This is a genomic window from Kitasatospora sp. NPDC059722, assembly GCF_042733235.1.
Classification (GTDB): domain Bacteria; phylum Actinomycetota; class Actinomycetes; order Streptomycetales; family Streptomycetaceae; genus Kitasatospora.
Genome location: NZ_JBHWGD010000063.1, coordinates 12378 through 30378 on the forward strand (window position 1 = coordinate 12378; position 18001 = coordinate 30378).

Genomic DNA, 18001 nt, shown 5'->3' on the forward strand with positions numbered 1-18001 from the left:
AAGGCCTGACGCCCTAGCCGGCGGCCCAGGCCAGGGCGGTGGTCAGCACCCGGAAGGCACCGAAGTGCGCGGCGCCGGGCTCCAGGAAGAGCTCGGCGCCCGGGATGTGGTCGGCCAGCCAGCGGGAGTGCTCGACCGGCGAGAACTGGTCGTCCGCGCCGTGCCACAGCCAGGTCGGCACCGCGATGTCCTCGCACTTGAAACCCCAGTCGGCGGTGAACGCCAGCACGTCGTCGATCCAGCCGTCCGCGCCGTGCCGGAACGCCTCCCGGTAGTTGCTCTGCAGCATCCGCCGCAGCCCGCTGTCGGCCACCACCATCCGGTCGGCGGGCGACAGTTCGGGCCGCAGGCCCTTCAGCAGCCGGACCGGGTCGTCCTTGATCTGGCGGGAGCGGAACTCCATCGTGTCCGCGATCCGGTCGTGGCCGCGCTCCGCCTCCCGGTAGGCGCGGACGTTCGACGGGGTCATCCCCGCGTACCAGTCCAGGCCGGTCGCGTTGCGCGGCGCGAGCCCCACCAGCACCGCCACCCGGCTCACCCGCTCCGGCAGCAGCGCCGCGCAGGCCAGCGCGTGCGGGCCGCCGCCGGAGCGGCCCAGCACCGCGAAGGCCTCCAGGCCGAGGTCGTCCGCGATGGTCCGCACGTCGGCCGCCGCCGCGCTCACCCGCCGCCCGACCTGCCGGGTCGAATCGCCGTACCCGGGCCGGTCGTAGGAGATCAGGCGCACCCCCAGCCGGTACAGCACGGTGCTGCGCGGGTGCGGGCCGACCCGGCTGCCCGGCATGCCGTGCAGCAGGAACACCGGACGGCCGCGCGGATCGCCCAGGGACTCCACGGCGAGTGCGCGTCCGCCCGGGGCCTTGACCATTCGTAACGCCACGCGCCTGCCTCCTGAGTGTCACCGGTGGGGGGTCACCGGTCGGTGGTGGTGCGGATCTCCCGGCGGGCCTGCCAGGTGGTGTGCTCCCGGGACACCGCGTCCTCGGCGTCCCGGGCCAGCCGGGCCCAGATCTCCTCGGCGTCCGCTGACTCCAGCTCCAGCGCCGCCAGTTGGCGCCGGATCTGGTCCAGCTCGTCGGCCGCGAGGCCGTACGCCGCGGCCAGCGGACGGTACTGGCGCAGCTGCGCCCACGCGGCGACGGACGCGGCCACCGCCGAGACCGTGCCCAGCGCGTCGTAGGTGAACGCGCCGAGCGCCCGCAGCACCGCGAGCACCAGCCCTAGGGCGGGCAGCACCACGCCGAGCACACCGGTCCAGAAGCCCGCCCGGGCGCAGTACCGGGACTTCGAGCGGTACCACGCGTGCTGCACCTCGATCCGCTCGCGCAGGTACACCTCGCGGCGGACGGCCAGCGGCTGCGCGCGCAGGTCGCGCATCGCGTCGGTGATCCCGGCGGGCCCGGCGAGCGGTTCCCCGCCCGGTTCCGCGCCCTGCTCCCCGCCCGGCGGCGACCCGACCGCCGGGCCGCCGCGGAAGGCGCCCAGCACCCGGCCGAGCTGGAAGCGGTACAGGCCCTCGGCGTCCGGCAGGGCGCGCGGCGGCGGCTGGTAGGCGTCGGCCCGCACGGCGAACTTCCAGGCGAGCGTCTTCACCGACTCCGCGGCGGCCCGGCCCTCGTACCAGAGGCCCTGCGGGTTCTGCCGGCCGATCACCACGGCGAACCCGATTGCGCCGAGGTAGGCGACGGCGGCCGGCCAGGCCCACGCCTCGCCGTCGGCCGAGCCGGTCGCGGCGGCGGCGAGGAGCAGGACCAGCTCCCACGCGGAGAGCACCACCGAGCGGTGCTGCCCGTGCAGCGAGGCGGAGTCGGCGGCCCAGAAGAGGTCGGGCAGGAGGTCCCGCTCCCGCACCCACCCGGTACGCCCCGCACCAGACGCCATGTTCGGCCCCCACCCGTCGCTCCGGTCGCACCCCTTCCCTGCCCCGGCGGGCTCCCCGGTACGCCTGCCGCCCGGCCGTCCGGCCCGCAATGGCCGGGAACCCCCGGGTGGTTGTCCGGCGGGCGGCCCGGGGCCCGGCGGGAGCGGCCCGGGGGCCGTGGGTGCGGCTCAGTAGGTGTAGAAGATCCGTTCCGCGTTGTCGCTCATCTGCCGGACGTTCCACTCCGTCCCGCCCGGCACGTTGCCCGAGCGGAACAGCGGCGGCGCCTCCGCGGTGCCGGCCTGCGCCGCCTCCGCCAGGCGGCCCACGGCGGAGGCGACGACGGCCTGCATCAGGGCGCTGGTGACGATCGTCGAGACCGGGCCGAACGTCGTGCGGGCGCCCGGGTGGGTCAGCTCGCCGTCGCCGACCGCGATCTTGCTGTCCAGCACGACGTCGCAGTTGTCCTTCAGGTACGTCCCCGACGGGTGCGCCGAGGGCACCTCGCCCGGGTACGCGAGCGAGGTGACCCCGATCACCTTCAGCCCGCGGTCGCGCGCGTACCGGGCCAGCTCGACCGGCATGACCTGGCGGCCGGACAGCGAGATCACGAAGAGCACGTCGCCCGCCGTCGCCGGGGTGAGGTCCAGGCTCGTCGTGGCCAGGCCGGACACCCGCTCCAGGGCGCTCGCCAGCGGCGCGGGCATCACCGTCACCCCGGCCATCCCGGGCACGTTCAGCAGGTTGACCGGCACCAGTCCGCCCGCCCGGTAGACCACGTCCTGCGCGGGCAGCGAGGAGTGCCCGGCACCGAAGGTGAAGACCCGGCGGCCCTGCGCGACCGCCTCGGCGAGCAGCGCGGCGGCGGCCTCGATCGGCTCGGCCTCCTCCTCGCGGACCCGCTGGAGATGGGCGATCGCGGCGTCGAAGTACCGGCCGACCAGGTCGTTCATCTGGTGCCTCCGCTCTCTGCCGGTGAGGGAGCCGGCCCGGGTGGGGCGGCCCGGAAGGTCCCGGCCGCCAGTGGAGAAAGCTACGGCGAGCACGGTGGTGCCTCGGCGGTCCCGCTGTCAACAGGAACGAAAACCGGTACCGGAAGCCCCCGGGCGGGCCCGGTTGTCGGGCCGGTACGTCAGAATTGTCGGTGAGGACCCCGAAGAACGGAGCCAGCGGCGATGTCTGGGCTGATCGACACCACTGAGATGTACCTTCGCACCATCCTGGAGCTGGAGGAGGAAGGCATCGTCCCGATGCGCGCCCGGATCGCCGAGCGTCTGGAGCAGAGCGGCCCCACCGTCAGCCAGACGGTCGGCCGGATGGAGCGCGACGGCCTCCTCCAGGTCGCCGGGGACCGCCACCTGGAGCTCACCGAGGAGGGCCGCCGGCTCGCGGTGCGCGTCATGCGCAAGCACCGCATCGCCGAGTGCCTGCTGGTCGACGTGATCGGCCTGGAGTGGGAACAGGTGCACGAGGAGGCGTGCCGCTGGGAGCACGTCATGAGCGAGACGGTCGAGCGCAAGGTGCTCGCCATGCTCGGCCACCCGACCCAGTCCCCGTACGGCAACCCGATCCCCGGCCTCGACGAGCTCGGCGACGCCAAGGCCGAGGGCGAGGGCTTCGACGCCGCGCTGGTCCAGCTCGACTCGGTCAAGCCGGGCGAGGAGGGCGTCAGCGTGGTGGTCCGCCGGATCGGCGAGCCGATCCAGACCGACGAGGGCCTGATGCGCAGGCTGCGCCGGGCGGGCGTCCGCCCGGGCTCGACGGTCATGGTGAGCCCCGGCGTCGGCGGAGTCCTGGTGGGCACCGGCGAGAACGCCGCGGAGCTGGGCAAGGACATCGCCCAGCACGTGTTCGTCGCCCAGGCCTGAGCCGCCGCCGAGCCGTCCGAGCCGCCAGGCCGTCCGCGCCGTCGGCGGCGCACGACGGCGCACGCGAGGGCACATCGGCGGCACGCGGCTGCACACGGGTCGTACGAGGTCGCACACGACGAAGAGGCCCGCTGCTCCCCGTGCAGCGGGCCTCTTCGTCCTCCCCGGTCCCCCTCTTCCCTCCCGTCCCCTCCGGTCCCTCCCGCTTCCCCTCCGCACCGCCCCGCCCGGCTTCCCCGTCCGAGCGTCCCTTCCGGCGTCCCCTCGCACCGGATTCCTCCCCTCGGCCGATCATGGCAATCCTTGAGCGCTGTCACTCGTACGAGGGGCTTCTCCGGTTGACCAGCGGGTAGACCGGGCCTTTATCCGCACATGCGTATGACGGGCCCCGCCTCCGGTGGGAGACAAGGCCCGTCACTCGCGCGCGTTGTGTCGCGCGGCGCACGCCCTCACCCGATAGGCGCAGGGCGGCTGTCCGGGGGAGGGTGAATCCGGCTGGGCCGAACGGCCCGGCCGACGTCCCTCCGGCGCACCACGGCCTCAGTGCACCCCCGCCGGCTGGGCGTTCTGCGGGCGGGCCGAGGGGGCCTCGCGGCCGCACGCGTACGCCAGCGGGCTGATGAGCTCCGCGGCGTCCGGCAGCCAGCGGTTGAGCGCCGAGGGGGAACGGGCCCACTGGGCGTACCCGGTGCTGCCGACCCGGGACGGCGGGGCGACCGTCCAGTCCCCCTCGCCGCGGGCGACCAGGTCGAGCCGGCCGGGCGGCCAGCCGAGCTTGCGGAGCATCTCCGGGAGCTTGGCCGCGACCCCGGGCAGCACCAGGAAGTGCAGCCGGCGCCCGATCCGGCCGGGGGAGGCGGGGACGGCCACGACCGGGCCGAGCTGGAGGTCCTGCCGCTCCATCCGGGCCAGCGCCAGGCAGCCGGCCACCTCCGGGACGTCCAGGACGTCGAAGGAGCGGCCGGTGGGCAGCAGGATGGAGGCCTGCGGCCGTTCGGTCCACCAGCGCCGCACCGCCCCGGGGCCGGCGCTCGCCTTGCGGGCCCAGTCCGCGTCCAGCGGATGGGCGCCGGGCAGCGGGCAGCGCGGGTCGCCGCAGGAGCAGCGGGCGGGCCCGTCGCCGTCGATCAGCCAGGCGCCCGGGGCGACCTCCCAGTGGCGGTTCTCGGCGTAGCTGACGGCTTCGATGAGCAGCGGGGGCAGTCCGGCGTTCTTGCCCTGGTCGGGGGAGTCGGGGATGTCTTCCACGCGCTGCTCAACTACCGTGTGTGAGCCTGGTTACGGCCCCGCGGTGCCCGGATGGGCGCATGATGGCAATGTCACCCGAACCGGTGACTCAACCGAGTTGGGGCGGGCGGGGGCGGGCGCAGAGGGGGCGCACGGGAGCATTTCCCAGGGCGCGTGGGGGGTGCGGTTCGTCACCGTGGGTATCCCGCTGGCGTTGCTGATCGCTAACCTGGTGTCAGATTCCTTGGACGGTCGGACAGTCGGCAACAGATCAGCAGAATCGTCGCCCGCCGGCCGGGACCGGAGGGTGTGGGGAGGCGAAGCCCAATGGCCGCGAGACCACTCGTCGCACGACAGCCCAACGAGCGTCTGCAGCAACTGATCCAGGAGGCCAGCTGCTCCAATGCCGGCCTGGCCCGGAGAGTCAACCTCTGCGGCGCCGAGCACGGACTGGACCTGCGCTACGACAAGACCTCCGTCGCCCGGTGGCTGCGCGGCCAACAGCCGCGCGGGCAGGCGCCGGCGGTGATCGCCGAGGCCCTGGGCCGCAAGCTCGGCCGCAGCGTGTCGGTCGAGGAGATCGGCATGGCGGACGGCAAGAACCTCAGCTCCGGCATCGGGCTGCAGTTCGCGCCGACCCTGGGCGCGGCCCTGGAGCAGGTCTGCGAGCTCTGGCGCAGCGACGTCGGCCGGCGGGACTTCCTGACCGGGGCGACGGTCGCCGCCTCCGCCCTGGTGGAGCCCAGCCGGGACTGGCTGATCACCCCGCCGGACCCGGTGGTGGCGCGCACCGGCGGTCCGCGGGTCGGCCCGACGGACGTCGCGGCGATCAAGGCGACCACGACGATGCTGGTGGACCTGGACCACCGCTTCGGCAGCGGGCACGTGCGCCCGGTCGTCGTCCACTACCTCAACTCGGTGGTCTCCGGCCTGCTCGGCGGGGCCTACCGCGAGGAGACCGGGCGCCAACTCTTCGCCGCGGTGGCGAGGTTGACCGAGCTGGCCGGCTACATGGCGGTGGACACCGGACAGCCCGGACTCGCCCAGCGCTACTACATCCAGGCGCTGCGCCTCGCGCAGGCGGCGGACGACCGCGGCTACGGCGGCTACGTCCTCGCGGCCTCGATGAGCCACCTCGCGGCGACGCTGGGCAACCCGCGCGAGATCGCCCAACTCGCCCGCGCCGCGCAGGAGGGCGCGCGGACGGTGGCCACCCCGACGGCGATGGCGATGTTCTACGCGGCCGAGGCCCGCGGCCACGCGCTGCTCGGAGACGCCCGCTCGTGCGAGGCGGTCGCGGCCAAGGCACTGGAGATGATGGAGAAGCGCCGCCCGGAGGACGACCCGGACTGGATCGTCCACTTCGACGACGCCTACCTCGCCGACGAGCTGGCCCACTGCCACCGGGACCTGGAACAGGCCGGCCAGGCCGAGCACTACGCCCGCCGGGCGCTCGACCTGCATCCGCCGACGCGGGTGCGCCGCCGCGCGGTGGACCTGGTCCTGCTGGCCACGGCGCAGCTGCAGCAGCGGGACCTGGAGCGCGCCTGCGAGACGGGCGCGCAGGCGGTCCGGTTGCTGAGCGGGCTGCGCTCCAACCGGGGCGTGGAGTACCTGGACGAGTTCCGGCGCCGGCTGGAGCCCTACCGGGAGCAGCGGGTGGTCCGCGAGTTCCACGCCAGGGCGGACGCGGAGGCCGCCTGAGCGGATCGGCCCCCGCGGGGGAGCAGGTCGTGATGTCCCGCCCACGTGGTCACCCGGTGAGGCGAACCGGTAGCGTGGGCGCGACGTCCAAGGAACTGTGATGCTCCCAAGAACCGACGAGATGTGGTCCGCCGTCAGCGCGCGGTCGTGCACAGGTGAGGAATCGCGTTGAGCCAGCGCCGCTCGTATCCCAACTCGGGTGACTTCAACCTGGACGACCTGTTCCGCCCGGAGCCCGGCCAGCAGCACGGCCCGCAGGCCGTCGTGCCAGGTCAGGCGGGTCAGCCGGGCCAGCCGCAGGGCGCCCCCGGCCAGCAGATGCCGCCGGTGGGGCAGCCGTCCGGGCAGCCGGAGTACCTGGGCGAGGGCGGGCACGCGCTGCCGACGCAGGCCATGCCGGCCCAGGGCGCGCCGTGGGGCGGCGCCCCGGCCCCCGGGGCCCAGGGCTACCCGCAGGGCGCCCCGGCGCCGGAGACCCAGCACCTCCCGCCGTACCCGACCGGGGACCCGCAGGCCGGCGGCTACCCGGGCGCCCCCGGCTACCCGCAGCAGGCGCCCGGCTACGCACCGCAGCCGGACCAGGCGTACGGCCACCAGGGCTACCCGCCGGCCGCCCACCCGCAGCCGGTCCAGCCCGGCTACTCCGGTGTCGACTACTCCGGCGCCGAGTACCAGACCACCGCCGTGCCGGTCCGCGAGGAGCGCGGCGGCGGACGCCCGTCCTCGAAGCTGATCATCGGCGGCGTGGTGGCCGGCTGCGCCGCGGCCGGGATCCTCGTCGCCGTGCTGATGAGCGGCGGCGACGACAGCACGAGCGGCGACAAGAAGAAGACCCCGCCGGTGGCCTCGGCCGGCAGCGCCTCGACCGGCCCGGCGGGCGCGAGCGGTTCGGCGGCCGCCGTCGACCCGGAGGTCAAGGCGCAGGCGCAGCCGCTGTCGGACCTGCTGGGCACCGCGAGCGACAGCCGCTCGGCGGTCGTGAACGCGGTCGGCGCCGTGCAGAAGTGCAACCAGCTGCCGGAGTCGCAGCAGGCGCTGACCGCCGCGGCCGGCAAGCGGCGCGAGCTGCAGACCAAGCTCGGCCAGCTGAAGACCGACAAGCTGCCCGGTGGTGCGCAGCTGGTCGAGCAGCTCAACGCGGCCTGGACGGCCTCGGCGCAGGCGGACGACGAGTACGCGGCCTGGGCCTCGGACTCGCAGGCCCCGGGTGCGTGCGGCAAGCAGGACAACCAGCACTACAAGAACGCGGTCACGGCCAGCGGCTCGGCGACGAACGCCAAGAAGCAGGCATCCACGCTCTGGAACGCGATCGCGACGCAGACCGGCCTGCCGAGCCGCGGCGACGGCGACCTGTAGGAGGGCGTCGGAGGGGCGGGCCGCCCGCGCCTCACGAGGGCGGCCCGCACACCGTCACGCCGGGGGCTTGCTGCCCGTGAGCACCCAGCGGACGTCGACGAAGCCCGGCTGCTGCAGGGTCATCCGGCCGCCCTTCACCACCTGGTAGGTGACCCAGGTGTTCACCAGCCGCGGCGACTCGGTGCTGGGCAGCATGTTGGTGGTGCCCCAGCTCAGCGGCGGGGTGAGGCCGACGTCGACGCCCTCGCCGCTGTCCAGCAGGGCGGTGATCGTCTTCGAGTCGACCGCCTTGCCGGCCGAGGTCAGCTTGTCGGAGACGACGCGGAACACCTCGTACGCGACCCAGGTGGTCTCCACGCCGGGGTCGGACACGTCGATGGTCCGGCCGTCGGCGCGCACGACGTCACGCAGCCCGTCCCACACCTTGGCCGACTCCGGCGGGTACCAGCTGGTGACGAACGCGCCGCCCAGCGGTCCGCTGTCGCCGCCGGTGGAGTCGACCACCGACTGCTGCACGCTGCCGATCACCGAGGCGATCCTGGTGTTCCTCGGGCCCAGCCGCCGGTAGGCGTCCAGCAGGTTGCCGGTCGGCTCGGCGCCGAGCGCGATGGTCACGCAGTTGCCCGGCTCGTCCTTGCCGATCGCCTTGCGCACCACCGGCGTGTAGTCGTTGGACTTCTCGGGCGCCTTGACGTCGAGCAGCTTGAGCCCGGCGGGCTTGAGCGCGTTGGCCAGGTAGCCGAGCAGGTTGTCGCCGGCCGGGGTGTCCGGGCGCACCAGGGAAACGTATCTGCACCCGGCGTCGACCAGCTGGCGGCCGCTGCCGCCGATGAGCGCGGGCATGCCGCCGTCCACCGGGTAGGACAGCGGGCTGCTGAACTCCGGCTGGGAGAGGCCGTAGCCGCCGATCAGCGGGATCCCGGCACGCTCCAGGACGGGCATGAAGGCGTCGCCCCACTGGCTGTAGGAGCCGATGACGGCGACCGCCTTGTTGTCCACCGCCTGCTGCGCGCACGCCTTGGCACCCTCGGCGTCGTTGTGCTCGTTGCAGGTGAGCACCCGCAGCCGTCGTCCGTTTAAGCCGCCCTTGTTGTTCACGTCGCGTCCGATGGCCTCGGCGAGCGCCGTCATGCCGGGCCGGTCGGCCGAGCCGGTGCCGGCCGGCGCCCAGGTCATGACGGTGAGGTCGGAGCCGGTCGTGGCATCGGCCGGTCCGCCGCACGCGGAGGCCGAGAAGAGGGTGGGGAGCAGGGCCGCGGCGATCGCGGCGGCGGCGATCGGGCGGCGCGCGGTCCGGCGCTGCCGCGCGATCTGGTTCCGGGCCTGGAAGGTGTCCCTTCGGCGGGTCATCGGTCTTCCCTCTCTGGGGCGCCCTCCGGCGCACCGGAGCAAGCCAAGCCCCGGCGGCACAAGCCGAGAGGACCGAAATGTGAACGCTCGGAAAACGGGTGCCGAACTCCCGAGGGGAACGCGTGTAGATCCCGCGAGTGGAGCACGAACAGCACGGGAACGTACGATCGTTCCCCATGTCCGCCAGCACAGATTCTTCGCACCGGTCCGCCCGAAACCCTTCTCGTCCGGGCCACCGCTCCAGCACGATGGGCGGCATGCCGCTCAACGACCTGCCCTGGTGGCGCTGGCGAGCCCGACTGCGCTCGGCCCTGCACATGCTGTCCGACCCCGCCTTCCAGCAGGAGGCCTGGCTGTCCGGCCGGGAGGGGTACGGGGACGTGACCGACGCCGTCTACCGGCTCGTGGAGGACACCTGGCTGGACCGCTGGTCCGCCGAGAAGTACGTCGGCGCGATCTTCCGCGACGCGACCGAGGCCGCCCTGGTGGACGTCGCCGTGCTGCGGGTGGTCAGCCTGCTGCACGAGGTCGGCGCGGACGCCCCGGCCACCGCCTACGTCGGCCACCCCGGCTGGCCCGAGGCCGTCCGGGCCGCGCGCGAGGCGCACGTGCTGCTGGCGGTCAACGACGGGGACGACCCGGACGCGGCGCCCAAGTCGCTGGACGTGCTGCGGATCCTGACCTCGGTCTGAGCGGGGGCCCGGTGCCCGTGCTGCGGAACGGGCGGTGCCGTCCCGCAGTACGGGCACCGGGACGGGTGCTGTCCAGGATGTGACACGCTGGACCATTCACGAACCGCACGACCATAGGACGGGATACCCCCACGTGGAACAGCAGCCGGCCAGTGCCCAGTACGTCCTCACGCTGTCCTGCCCCGACAAGCAGGGCATCGTCCACGCGGTCTCCAGCTACCTCTTCATGACCGGCTGCAACATCATCGACAGCCAGCAGTTCGGGGACGGGGAGAGCGGCCTGTTCTTCATGCGGGTGCACTTCTCGGCCGCCGAGCCGGTCACCGCGGACAAGCTGCGGGCCAGCTTCGCCGCGATCGGCGCCTCGTTCGGCATGGAGTGGCAGATCCACCCGACCGAGGAGCGGATGCGGATCGTCCTCATGGTCAGCAAGTTCGGGCACTGCCTCAACGACCTGCTGTTCCGCAGCCGGATCGGCGCGCTGCCGGTGGAGATCGCCGCGGTGGTCTCCAACCACACCGACTTCCGCGACCTCACCGAGGGCTTCGGCATCCCCTTCCACCACATCCCCGTCACCCGGGACACCAAGGCCGACGCCGAGCGGCAGCTGCTCGACCTGGTGGAGCGCGAGAACGTCGAACTCGTCGTGCTGGCGCGCTACATGCAGGTGCTCTCGGACGACCTGTGCAAGGCGCTGTCCGGCCGGGTGATCAACATCCACCATTCCTTCCTGCCGAGCTTCAAGGGCGCCAAGCCCTACCACCAGGCGCACGCCCGCGGCGTGAAGCTGATCGGCGCCACCGCGCACTACGTCACCGCCGACCTCGACGAGGGCCCGATCATCGAGCAGGAGGTGGCCCGGGTCACCCACGACGTCACCCCGGACCAGCTGGTCGCGCTCGGCCGGGACGTCGAGTGCCAGGCGCTGGCCCGCGCGGTCAAGTGGCACAGTGAGCACCGCGTGCTGCTCAACGGCAGCCGGACGGTCGTCTTCGCCTGACGGGCGGGTCCCTCGGGGTTGCTTCCGGGGGTTGCTCGGCGTCGCTCGGGCCGCTCGGGGTTGCTCAGGGCTCGGGCTTGCTCAGGGCCGCGACAGCAGCGGCACCGCGCGCAGCACCTCGCGGATCGCGGCGCGGTCGCCGTGCTCGCCGACCGGCACCCGCTCGGGATCGCGGTGCGCGGCGGCCAGCTGGCAGAACTCCAGCCCGTCCAGCACCATCGACGCCACCGGCTCGCCGCCCGGCCGGACCTCCGCGCGGCCGTCCCCGCGGCCGTCGTCCGGGCCGTCCAGCGGGATCAGCCACTCGCCGGCCGCCGGGCCGTCGATCACCAGCCGCAGCCGCCGCCCGCCCCGCCCGGTCCCGGGCGGCCCGGCCACTCCGGCCACTCCGGCCGGCTGGGCGGCCCGCAGCCCGGCCAGCGCGTGCGGGACCATCCGGACCGCCAGCTCCACCATCTGCCGCAGGTGCTGCGGCGCCGGCGGGTCGTACGGGTAGGCCACCGCACGGGCCACGTCCTCGCCGTGCACGAAGCACTCGAAGGCGCGGTCCACGAACGCGTCGCGCAGCGGCACGGCGGCGAAGCCGAAGTCCACCGGCGTGCTGCCCTGCGGGGCGAGGGCGGCGGTGCGCACCAGGTCGTGGGTCTGCCGCCGCCAGCGGGCCCGCACCGACTGCGGCGGAGCGCCGGCCGCCCCGGCGAGCAGCCGCGCGGTGCGCTCGGTGATCCCGGCGTACCGGCCGCCCTGCGGCGGCACCCGCGGCGGCCGCGGCCGGGCGTCCGGCTCCTGCGGCGGCACCCGGCGTTCGACCGGCGTGACGGCGGTGCCCGGGACGGCCGGCACCGGGTCCGGCAGGCCGAGGGCGAGCGCCACGTAGCCGTCGACGGCGGTCAGGTGGCACAGCACCTCGGCCGGGCGCAGGTACTCGGTGCCGCCGTGCCACGGGAGTTCGGCGACCTCCTGCCACTCCTCCGGGCCGAGGTCGCGCAGCAGCGCGTCGAGCTTGGCGGTCTCCGCCGCGTACGGAACTCCCCAGGCGGGGACGGGCAGTTCGGCCGGGCGGCGGGCCAGGCACCAGTCGAGCACCTGCTGGCGCAGCGGGCCCGGCTGGTCGAGCGGCTCGTCCACGGCGAGCCAGCCGGCCGCCTCGCGCAGCCGCGCGGCCTCCTCGGCGCACTCCGCGCAGGCACGCAGGTGGAGTTCGAGTTCGGCGGCCTCGGCGGGCGGGCACGCGCCGAGGGCCCAGGCGCCGAGCAGCGAGCGCAGGGCGTCGTGCTGCTCCCCGGTGGTCGTCACGTGCCCCCGTTCCCGTCCTGTGCGGTCCGGCCGCGGGCCCCGTCCCGAGCGGTCCGGCCGCACTGGCGGGCGCGCTCGTCGGCCAGTTCGGTGGCGAGCAGCTCCAGACCGAGCCGCATCCGCTGCTTGGCGGCCTGCTCGCCGATGCCGAGCCGGCGGGCCGTCTCCTGGTAGGTGCGGCCGTCGTAGTACGTCACGGCGATCGTCTCACGCAGGCTGTGGGGGAGGGAGTCGACCACGTATTGCATGCGCGCGGCGGTGGCGACCTCGCGGATCTCGTCCTCGGCGGACCCGGGCCCGGCGCCCGGTTCGGCGGCCCGGCGCAGGCGCAGCCGGTCGACGGCACGGCGGTGGGTGAGCGCGCCGAGCCAGGAGCGCAGCGAGCCCTGGGCGGGGTCGAAGGCCGCGGGGTGCTCCCACACGTGGGCGAAGACCTCGCGGGTGAGCTGGGCGGCGGCGGCCTGGTCGGCCAGTATCCGCCCGGCGAGCCCGTGCACCATCGGCGCGAGCAGGTCGTAGAGTTCGCCGAGCGCGGTCTCCTCGCCGCGGGCGAGGCGCCGCTGGAGCTGCTCGTCCCAGCGGGGGCCGGCGTCCGCGGCCGTCGCGGCACCGCGGTCCGGGGTGGCCATCGGGCCGGGGGCGGCCATCGCACACCACCCTCCTGACCGGGGTCCGCTGGCTTACTCAACGGTATCTTGCGGCCGTCGGGCGGCGGGAGGAATCCCCGAAGAAGGGAACGCCGAGTTTCGGATCGTCACATGGTGGGACGTTCGGCTCGTGGGACCGTCCGCCGATGCCGCTGTTCGAGAACGGTCGGACATATGTCGCACGGGTGGTTCGCGAGTGGCGGGCCGGGTGTCGGGGGTGTGCGGCGGTAGGTTCGCCACTGCCGGTCCGGCGTGGTCGGCCGCGGTCCGGCCGAGCGCCGGTGCGAGGTTCGCCAGAGTGAACGGGACAGTATGCACTGCCCTGTCCCCCGATCGCTGGAATATGCCCGAAGCGCTTGCTGCGGTCCGTCCGCCCGCTCATCCTGAGGCGTATTCGTGTCGCGGCCAGCACCGGGTGGGACGTGCGACGGCCCTGCCGGCCGGCCGAACCGGCCCGATCGGGACGATGGCCGAACTGCGAGTGCGGGTGGTGGAGCGGTGCAGGTTCTTCAGGTACAGCTGGCGGTGCAGGCGGATCCCGCCGAGGTGGGCCGGGCCCGCCGGTGGGTGCGCTCGCGGCTGTTGAACCACGGGGTCGACCCGGACGCGCCGATGGCCGAGACGGTGGTGCTGGTGGTCTCCGAGCTGGTGACCAACGCCGTGGTGCACACCGGCTGTCCGGCCGTGCTGCGGCTGTGCCTGCCGGTGGACTGCGCCGCCCCGGCGGGCGCCCCGGCGCCGGCCGTCCCGCTGCGGGTGGAGGTCGCGGACGCGAGCCAGGTGGCGCCGGCCCCCCGGCACGCGGGCCCGGACGCCGACGCCACCAACGGGCGCGGCCTGGAACTGGTCGAGCTGCTCTGCGAGCGCTGGGGCTGGTACCCGGACGGCTCGGGCAAGCGGGTGTGGTGCGAGATCGGCGCGGACGCCCGGCCGGCGGACCCGCTGGCGGGCGTGGACTGGGCGGCGCTCGCGCAGTAGGCGCCGCGTCGCGATCGGCGGGCCGACCAGGATCAGCGGGCCGACCACGATCACCGGGTCGACCAGGATCAGCGGGCCGACCAGGGGCGCGACCGCCGCAACGATCACCGGCCGAAACCTGACGCAACCATTCCGAATTTCCGACAACCCATTGACGTGACGTATCCGACTGATCACGCTTGGGTGCAGCTCTCCGTCGCGAGGGGACGCCGAGGGGACACCCGTACGGCCGTCGTGGTGCTGCTGTCCAGGGGGATCGTGTCAGCAGGGGGGACCACGGCCTGCCAGGGGTGCGACCTCCTCGGCGAGTGCGGAGCGCCGGTGCGGGTTCAGGGCCCGTGCGTTGCGATCGGATGGCGGCCCGCCGTGCCGCGCTCGGGGTGTGCACGGCCGGCCGCCATCCGACTCGTCATCCGGTCCATCGTCCGGGTCGTCGTCGGGTCGTCGTCGAGTCGTCATCCGATTCGCCGTCCGGTTCGCCGTCGAGTTCAGGACACCGCCCGGAACGTCCTGCGGTAGGCGCTCGGCGCGACGTCGAGGCGTCCGCGCAGCTGGAGCCGCAGTGAGGCCGCGGTGCCGAAGCCGGACTCCCGGGCCACCTGGTCGATCGTCAGGTCGGTGCGCTCCAGCAACTGCCGGGCGCGCTCGGTGCGCTGGACGGTGAGCCACTGGCCCGGACTGCTGCCGGTCTCCTCGCGGAAGCGACGGGTGAACGTCCGCACGCTCATCCCCGCACGGTCGGCGAGCTGACGCAGGGCGAGCGGTTCGTCCAGGTGCTCCAGCGCCCACGCGCGGACCGCCGCCGTCCCGGTGCCGCCGTGCTCCACCGGGCTCGGGGCCTCCACGTACTGCTTCTGGCCGCCCTCGCGCCACGGCGGGACGAGGCAGTTGCGGGCCACCGCGTTGGCGACCGCGCTGCCGTGGTCGCGCCGCACCACGTGCAGGCACAGGTCCACCCCGGCGGCCACCCCGCCGGAGGTGAGGACGTCGCCGTCGTCCGTGTAGAGCACGTCGGGGTCCAGCCGGACCCGCGGGTACAGCTCGGCGAAGCGCTCGGTGTAGCGCCAGTGCGTGGTGGCCGGGCGGCCGTCCAGCAGGCCGGCGGCGGCGAGCAGGAAGGAGCCGGTGCAGATCGACATCAGCCGGGTGCCGGGCCGGATCCGGGCGATCGCGGCGGCGAGTTCGGGGGTGTAGGCGGCGTCGGCGGTGGCCGGGCTGGCGTCGGCCGAGGCCGGGATCACCACCGTGTCGGCCCGCTCCAGGAGTTCGGGCCCGTGGTCGACGGCCACCCGGAAGTCGGCGCTGGTGGCGACCGGCCGGCCGTCCAGCGTACAGGTCGCCACCTCGTACAGCGGCTCGCCGCCGGGCCCCTTCGCGCCGCCGAAGATCCTTGCGGGGATGCCGAGTTCGAAGGCGATGACTCCCTTCAGGGCCAGGACCGCGACCAGGTGCGCCATCTCGTTCCTCCTCGTTCCTTCCGTCATGGCCCGCATGGCCCGCATGGCCCGTACGGCTGCGGGCCGGGCCAGCCTAGGCCAGATCGTGGCCCGATTCTTTCGAAAGCTGGCATTCAGGCCACTCGTCGCCGTCCGGCCGCCCCGGGAGACTCGACCGCGTGACCGAACGCAACGTCCTCGCCCCCACCACCTCCGCCGCCACACCCGCCCGCCCCGCCCGGCGCGTGCACTACGCCTGGGTGGTCGCCGGCGTCTCCCTGCTGGTGCTGCTCGGCTCGGCCGGCTTCCGCTCCACGCCCAGCCTGATGATGGACGCCCTGCACAACGAGTTCGGCTGGTCGCTCGGGACCATCTCCAGCGCCACCTCCGTCAACCTCACCCTCTACGGACTCACCGCCCCCTTCGCCGCCGCCCTGATGGACCGCTTCGGCGTGCGCCTGGTCGTCGTCTGCGCGCTGCTCACCATCTCGGTCGGCTCCGGGCTCACCATGCTGATGCGCGAGCCGTGGCAACTGGTGCTCTGCTGGGGCGTGTTGGTCGGTCTCGGCAGCGGCTCGATGGCCGGCGCGTTCGCCACCACCATCACCGGCCGCTGGTTCCGCGCCCGCCAGGGCCTGGTCACCGGCGTGCTGACGGCCGCCGGCGCCGCGGGCAACCTGATCTTCCTTCCGGTCGGCGCCTGGCTGGTCGAACACCACGGCTGGCGCTCGGCGGTGGTCGTCGTCTCGCTCGCGGCCAGCGCGGTCGCCGTCCCGGTCCTGCTCCTGATGCGCGAGCGCCCCGCCGACATCGGCCTCCTGCCCTACGGCGCGACCGAGGCCCCGCCCGCCCCCGCCGCCGACGGCCGGGCGCTGGCCCGCACCCTGCGCGTGCTGCGCGACGCCGCCCGCACCCGGGCGTTCTGGCTGCTCGCCGGCTCCTTCGCGATCTGCGGCGCCACCACGGCCGGCCTGGTCGGCACCCACTTCATCCCGGCCGCCCACGACCACGGCATGCCCGTCACGACGGCGGCGAGCCTGCTCGCCATGATCGGCCTGTTCGACGTGGTCGGCACCATCGCCAGCGGCTGGTTCACCGACCGCGTCGACTCCCGCCTCCTGCTGGTCGTCTACTACGGGCTGCGCGGGATCTCCCTGCTCCTCCTGCCGCAGCTGCTGGCCGGCTCGCTGCAGCCGCCGATCCTCGCCTTCGTGATCTTCTACGGCCTGGACTGGGTGGCCACCGTGCCGCCGACCGTCGCCCTGTGCCGCCGGCACTTCGGCGAGGACGCGCCGATCGTCTTCGGCTGGGTGCTCGCCAGCCACCAGATCGGCGCGGCCGTGGTGGCCGGGCTGGCCGGCTTCGCCCGGGACGCGCTCGGCAACTACGACGCCACCTGGTACGGCGCCGGCGCCCTCTGCGCGATCGCCGTCGGCCTCTGCCTGGCGCTCCGCGGCACCTGTCCCGCTCGGCCCGTCCCCGCCCTGTCGTAACGACCGATTAGGCTCCGCACCCATGACGCTCACCTTCACCCTCGACCCGAAGCCCGACCCCGACCTGCGGGCCGCGATCGTCGGCCTGTGGACCGACGTCACCAACGCCGGCGGGGCCGTCGGCTTCGTGGCGCCGGTCACGGAGGACGACGTCTGGGACACCGCCGACCACCACTTCGCCGGACTCGTCCCCGAGGGGCCGGACCGCCTGCTCGTCGCCCACGAGACGGAGACCGGCCGGCTGGTCGGGGTGCTCTTCTTCGAGTCGATGCGCTTCAACCTCATGGAGCACTGGCGGATGCTCAAGCGCGTCATGGTGCACCCCGACGCCCAGGGCCGCGGGTACGGCGTCGAGTTGATGGCCGAGGCCGAGCGGGCCGCCCGGGAGTGGGGGCTGGACGGCCTGCGGCTGACGGCGCGCGGCGGCCAGGGCCTGGAGCGGTTCTACGCCCGCTGCGGCTACCGCGAGGTCGGCCGGGTCCCCGGCGCGATCCGGGTCGCCCCGGGGGACGACCGCGACGACATCACCTTCTGGCTCGACCTGCGCTGACGGCCGGGCCCGGCCCGCGCCGGCACCCGCGCCGGCACCCGCGCCGGCACCTGCGTCGGCACCCGCGCCGGCGGCCGTCCCGGACGGCCCGGAGCGGGGGACGGGCGACCCGTCCCCCGCTCCGCCCGTCGGGCATGCTTCACTGGGGGACCGGCCCCGACCCCCAGCGCAGTGAAGGACGTGCCCCAGTGAGCAGCAGCAACGGCCCCGCCAAGTCGCACGCCACGCTCCGCTACACCTCCCTGCGGGTCAGCATCTTCCTCGGCTGCCTGCTGGTGGCCCTCCTGCTCGGCCACTTCGGGGTCATCCCGGTCAGCGGCCAGACCGGCGTGATCTTCCTCTTCCTGCTGGCCGCGATCGCCTCCGCGCCGCTCAGCTACGTGCTGCTGAGCCGCCAGCGCGACGACATGTCCGCCCAGATCACCACCAAGGTCTCCGGGATGCGTAGCCGCACCGCCGATCGGATCGCCGCGCAGAACGCCGAGGAGGACGCGGCCGACGAGGCCGCCCGCGCCGCCGCCGCGCGGAACTGAGGCCGGACCG

Annotated in this window: 17 protein-coding genes; 9 read left to right on the plus strand and 8 right to left on the minus strand. The window is 74.3% G+C overall.

Translation table 11 applies throughout. The features are described from left to right. Positions 1–13: 13 nt before the first annotated feature. The 3 genes from ACFV4F_RS31230 to ACFV4F_RS31240 form a co-directional block, all read right to left on the minus strand. Positions 14–868, minus strand: coding sequence for an alpha/beta fold hydrolase (locus ACFV4F_RS31230; RefSeq protein ID WP_380440056.1), 855 nt, complete (start codon positions 866–868; stop codon positions 14–16). A 44-nt stretch (positions 869–912) separates the two neighbouring features. Beyond that, positions 913–1881 carry a DUF4231 domain-containing protein gene (locus ACFV4F_RS31235; protein ID WP_380507509.1) on the minus strand — a complete coding sequence of 323 codons (969 nt, stop codon included), beginning with the start codon at positions 1879–1881 and terminating at the stop codon, positions 913–915. A 168-nt stretch (positions 1882–2049) separates the two neighbouring features. Further along, positions 2050–2814: a sugar isomerase domain-containing protein gene (locus ACFV4F_RS31240; protein WP_380439938.1), complete on the minus strand. Its 765-nt coding sequence runs from the start codon at positions 2812–2814 to the stop codon at positions 2050–2052. A 222-nt stretch (positions 2815–3036) separates the two neighbouring features. Here ACFV4F_RS31240 and ACFV4F_RS31245 point away from each other — a divergent pair, with 222 nt between their 5' ends. Continuing rightward, positions 3037–3729 (plus strand): metal-dependent transcriptional regulator, encoded by a 693-nt coding sequence (locus ACFV4F_RS31245; protein ID WP_380439941.1) that lies wholly within the window; start codon positions 3037–3039, stop codon positions 3727–3729. A 540-nt stretch (positions 3730–4269) separates the two neighbouring features. Here the strand turns inward: ACFV4F_RS31245 and ACFV4F_RS31250 are convergent. Then, entirely contained in the window at positions 4270–4968 is a 699-nt protein-coding gene (locus ACFV4F_RS31250; protein WP_380440058.1) for a bifunctional DNA primase/polymerase, read from the minus strand. A gap of 315 nt (positions 4969–5283) precedes the next feature. Between ACFV4F_RS31250 and ACFV4F_RS31255 the strand changes: the two genes are divergently transcribed. After that, positions 5284–6660 carry a transcriptional regulator gene (locus tag ACFV4F_RS31255; RefSeq protein WP_380439943.1) on the plus strand — a complete coding sequence of 459 codons (1377 nt, stop codon included), beginning with the start codon at positions 5284–5286 and terminating at the stop codon, positions 6658–6660. A gap of 168 nt (positions 6661–6828) precedes the next feature. Beyond that, positions 6829–8016: a hypothetical protein gene (locus tag ACFV4F_RS31260; RefSeq protein WP_380507511.1), complete on the plus strand. Its 1188-nt coding sequence runs from the start codon at positions 6829–6831 to the stop codon at positions 8014–8016. Positions 8017–8070: 54 nt separating this feature from the next. On the opposite strand, the gene ACFV4F_RS31265 is transcribed toward ACFV4F_RS31260, so the two are convergent. Then, positions 8071–9366: an ABC transporter substrate-binding protein gene (locus ACFV4F_RS31265; protein ID WP_380439947.1), complete on the minus strand. Its 1296-nt coding sequence runs from the start codon at positions 9364–9366 to the stop codon at positions 8071–8073. A gap of 176 nt (positions 9367–9542) precedes the next feature. Here ACFV4F_RS31265 and ACFV4F_RS31270 point away from each other — a divergent pair, with 176 nt between their 5' ends. Together ACFV4F_RS31270 and purU are read left to right on the plus strand one after the other, a co-directional pair. After that, positions 9543–10058 (plus strand): hypothetical protein, encoded by a 516-nt coding sequence (locus ACFV4F_RS31270; protein ID WP_380439949.1) that lies wholly within the window; start codon positions 9543–9545, stop codon positions 10056–10058. 133 nt (positions 10059–10191) lie between these two features. Continuing rightward, a complete protein-coding gene (gene purU / locus ACFV4F_RS31275) occupies positions 10192–11058 on the plus strand; it encodes a formyltetrahydrofolate deformylase (protein WP_380439952.1) in 867 nt (288 codons plus the stop codon). Positions 11059–11139: 81 nt separating this feature from the next. Here the strand turns inward: purU and ACFV4F_RS31280 are convergent, their stop codons facing one another. Then, positions 11140–12354: a zf-HC2 domain-containing protein gene (locus tag ACFV4F_RS31280; RefSeq protein ID WP_380507514.1), complete on the minus strand. Its 1215-nt coding sequence runs from the start codon at positions 12352–12354 to the stop codon at positions 11140–11142. Beyond that, entirely contained in the window at positions 12351–13001 is a 651-nt protein-coding gene (locus ACFV4F_RS31285) for a sigma-70 family RNA polymerase sigma factor (protein ID WP_380507516.1), read from the minus strand. Before ACFV4F_RS31285 ends, ACFV4F_RS31280 begins: the two co-directional genes overlap by 4 nt. 498 nt (positions 13002–13499) lie before the next feature. On the opposite strand from ACFV4F_RS31285, the gene ACFV4F_RS31290 reads away from it, so the two are divergent. Next, positions 13500–13979 carry an ATP-binding protein gene (locus ACFV4F_RS31290; protein WP_380498107.1) on the plus strand — a complete coding sequence of 160 codons (480 nt, stop codon included), beginning with the start codon at positions 13500–13502 and terminating at the stop codon, positions 13977–13979. Positions 13980–14467: 488 nt separating this feature from the next. Here ACFV4F_RS31290 and ACFV4F_RS31295 read toward each other — a convergent pair whose 3' ends face one another. Continuing rightward, the gene (locus tag ACFV4F_RS31295; RefSeq protein ID WP_380439961.1) at positions 14468–15436 is read right to left on the minus strand and encodes a GlxA family transcriptional regulator; all 969 of its coding nucleotides are present in this window, start codon (positions 15434–15436) and stop codon (positions 14468–14470) included. A gap of 158 nt (positions 15437–15594) precedes the next feature. Between ACFV4F_RS31295 and ACFV4F_RS31300 the strand changes: the two genes are divergently transcribed. From ACFV4F_RS31300 to ACFV4F_RS31310, 3 genes are all read left to right on the plus strand, one after another. Further along, the gene (locus ACFV4F_RS31300) at positions 15595–16908 is read left to right on the plus strand and encodes an MFS transporter (protein WP_380507519.1); all 1314 of its coding nucleotides are present in this window, start codon (positions 15595–15597) and stop codon (positions 16906–16908) included. A gap of 22 nt (positions 16909–16930) precedes the next feature. After that, a complete protein-coding gene (locus tag ACFV4F_RS31305) occupies positions 16931–17458 on the plus strand; it encodes a GNAT family N-acetyltransferase (RefSeq protein ID WP_380507522.1) in 528 nt (175 codons plus the stop codon). A gap of 188 nt (positions 17459–17646) precedes the next feature. Next, a complete protein-coding gene (locus ACFV4F_RS31310) occupies positions 17647–17991 on the plus strand; it encodes a DUF4229 domain-containing protein (RefSeq protein WP_380498103.1) in 345 nt (114 codons plus the stop codon). Positions 17992–18001 lie beyond the last annotated feature (10 nt).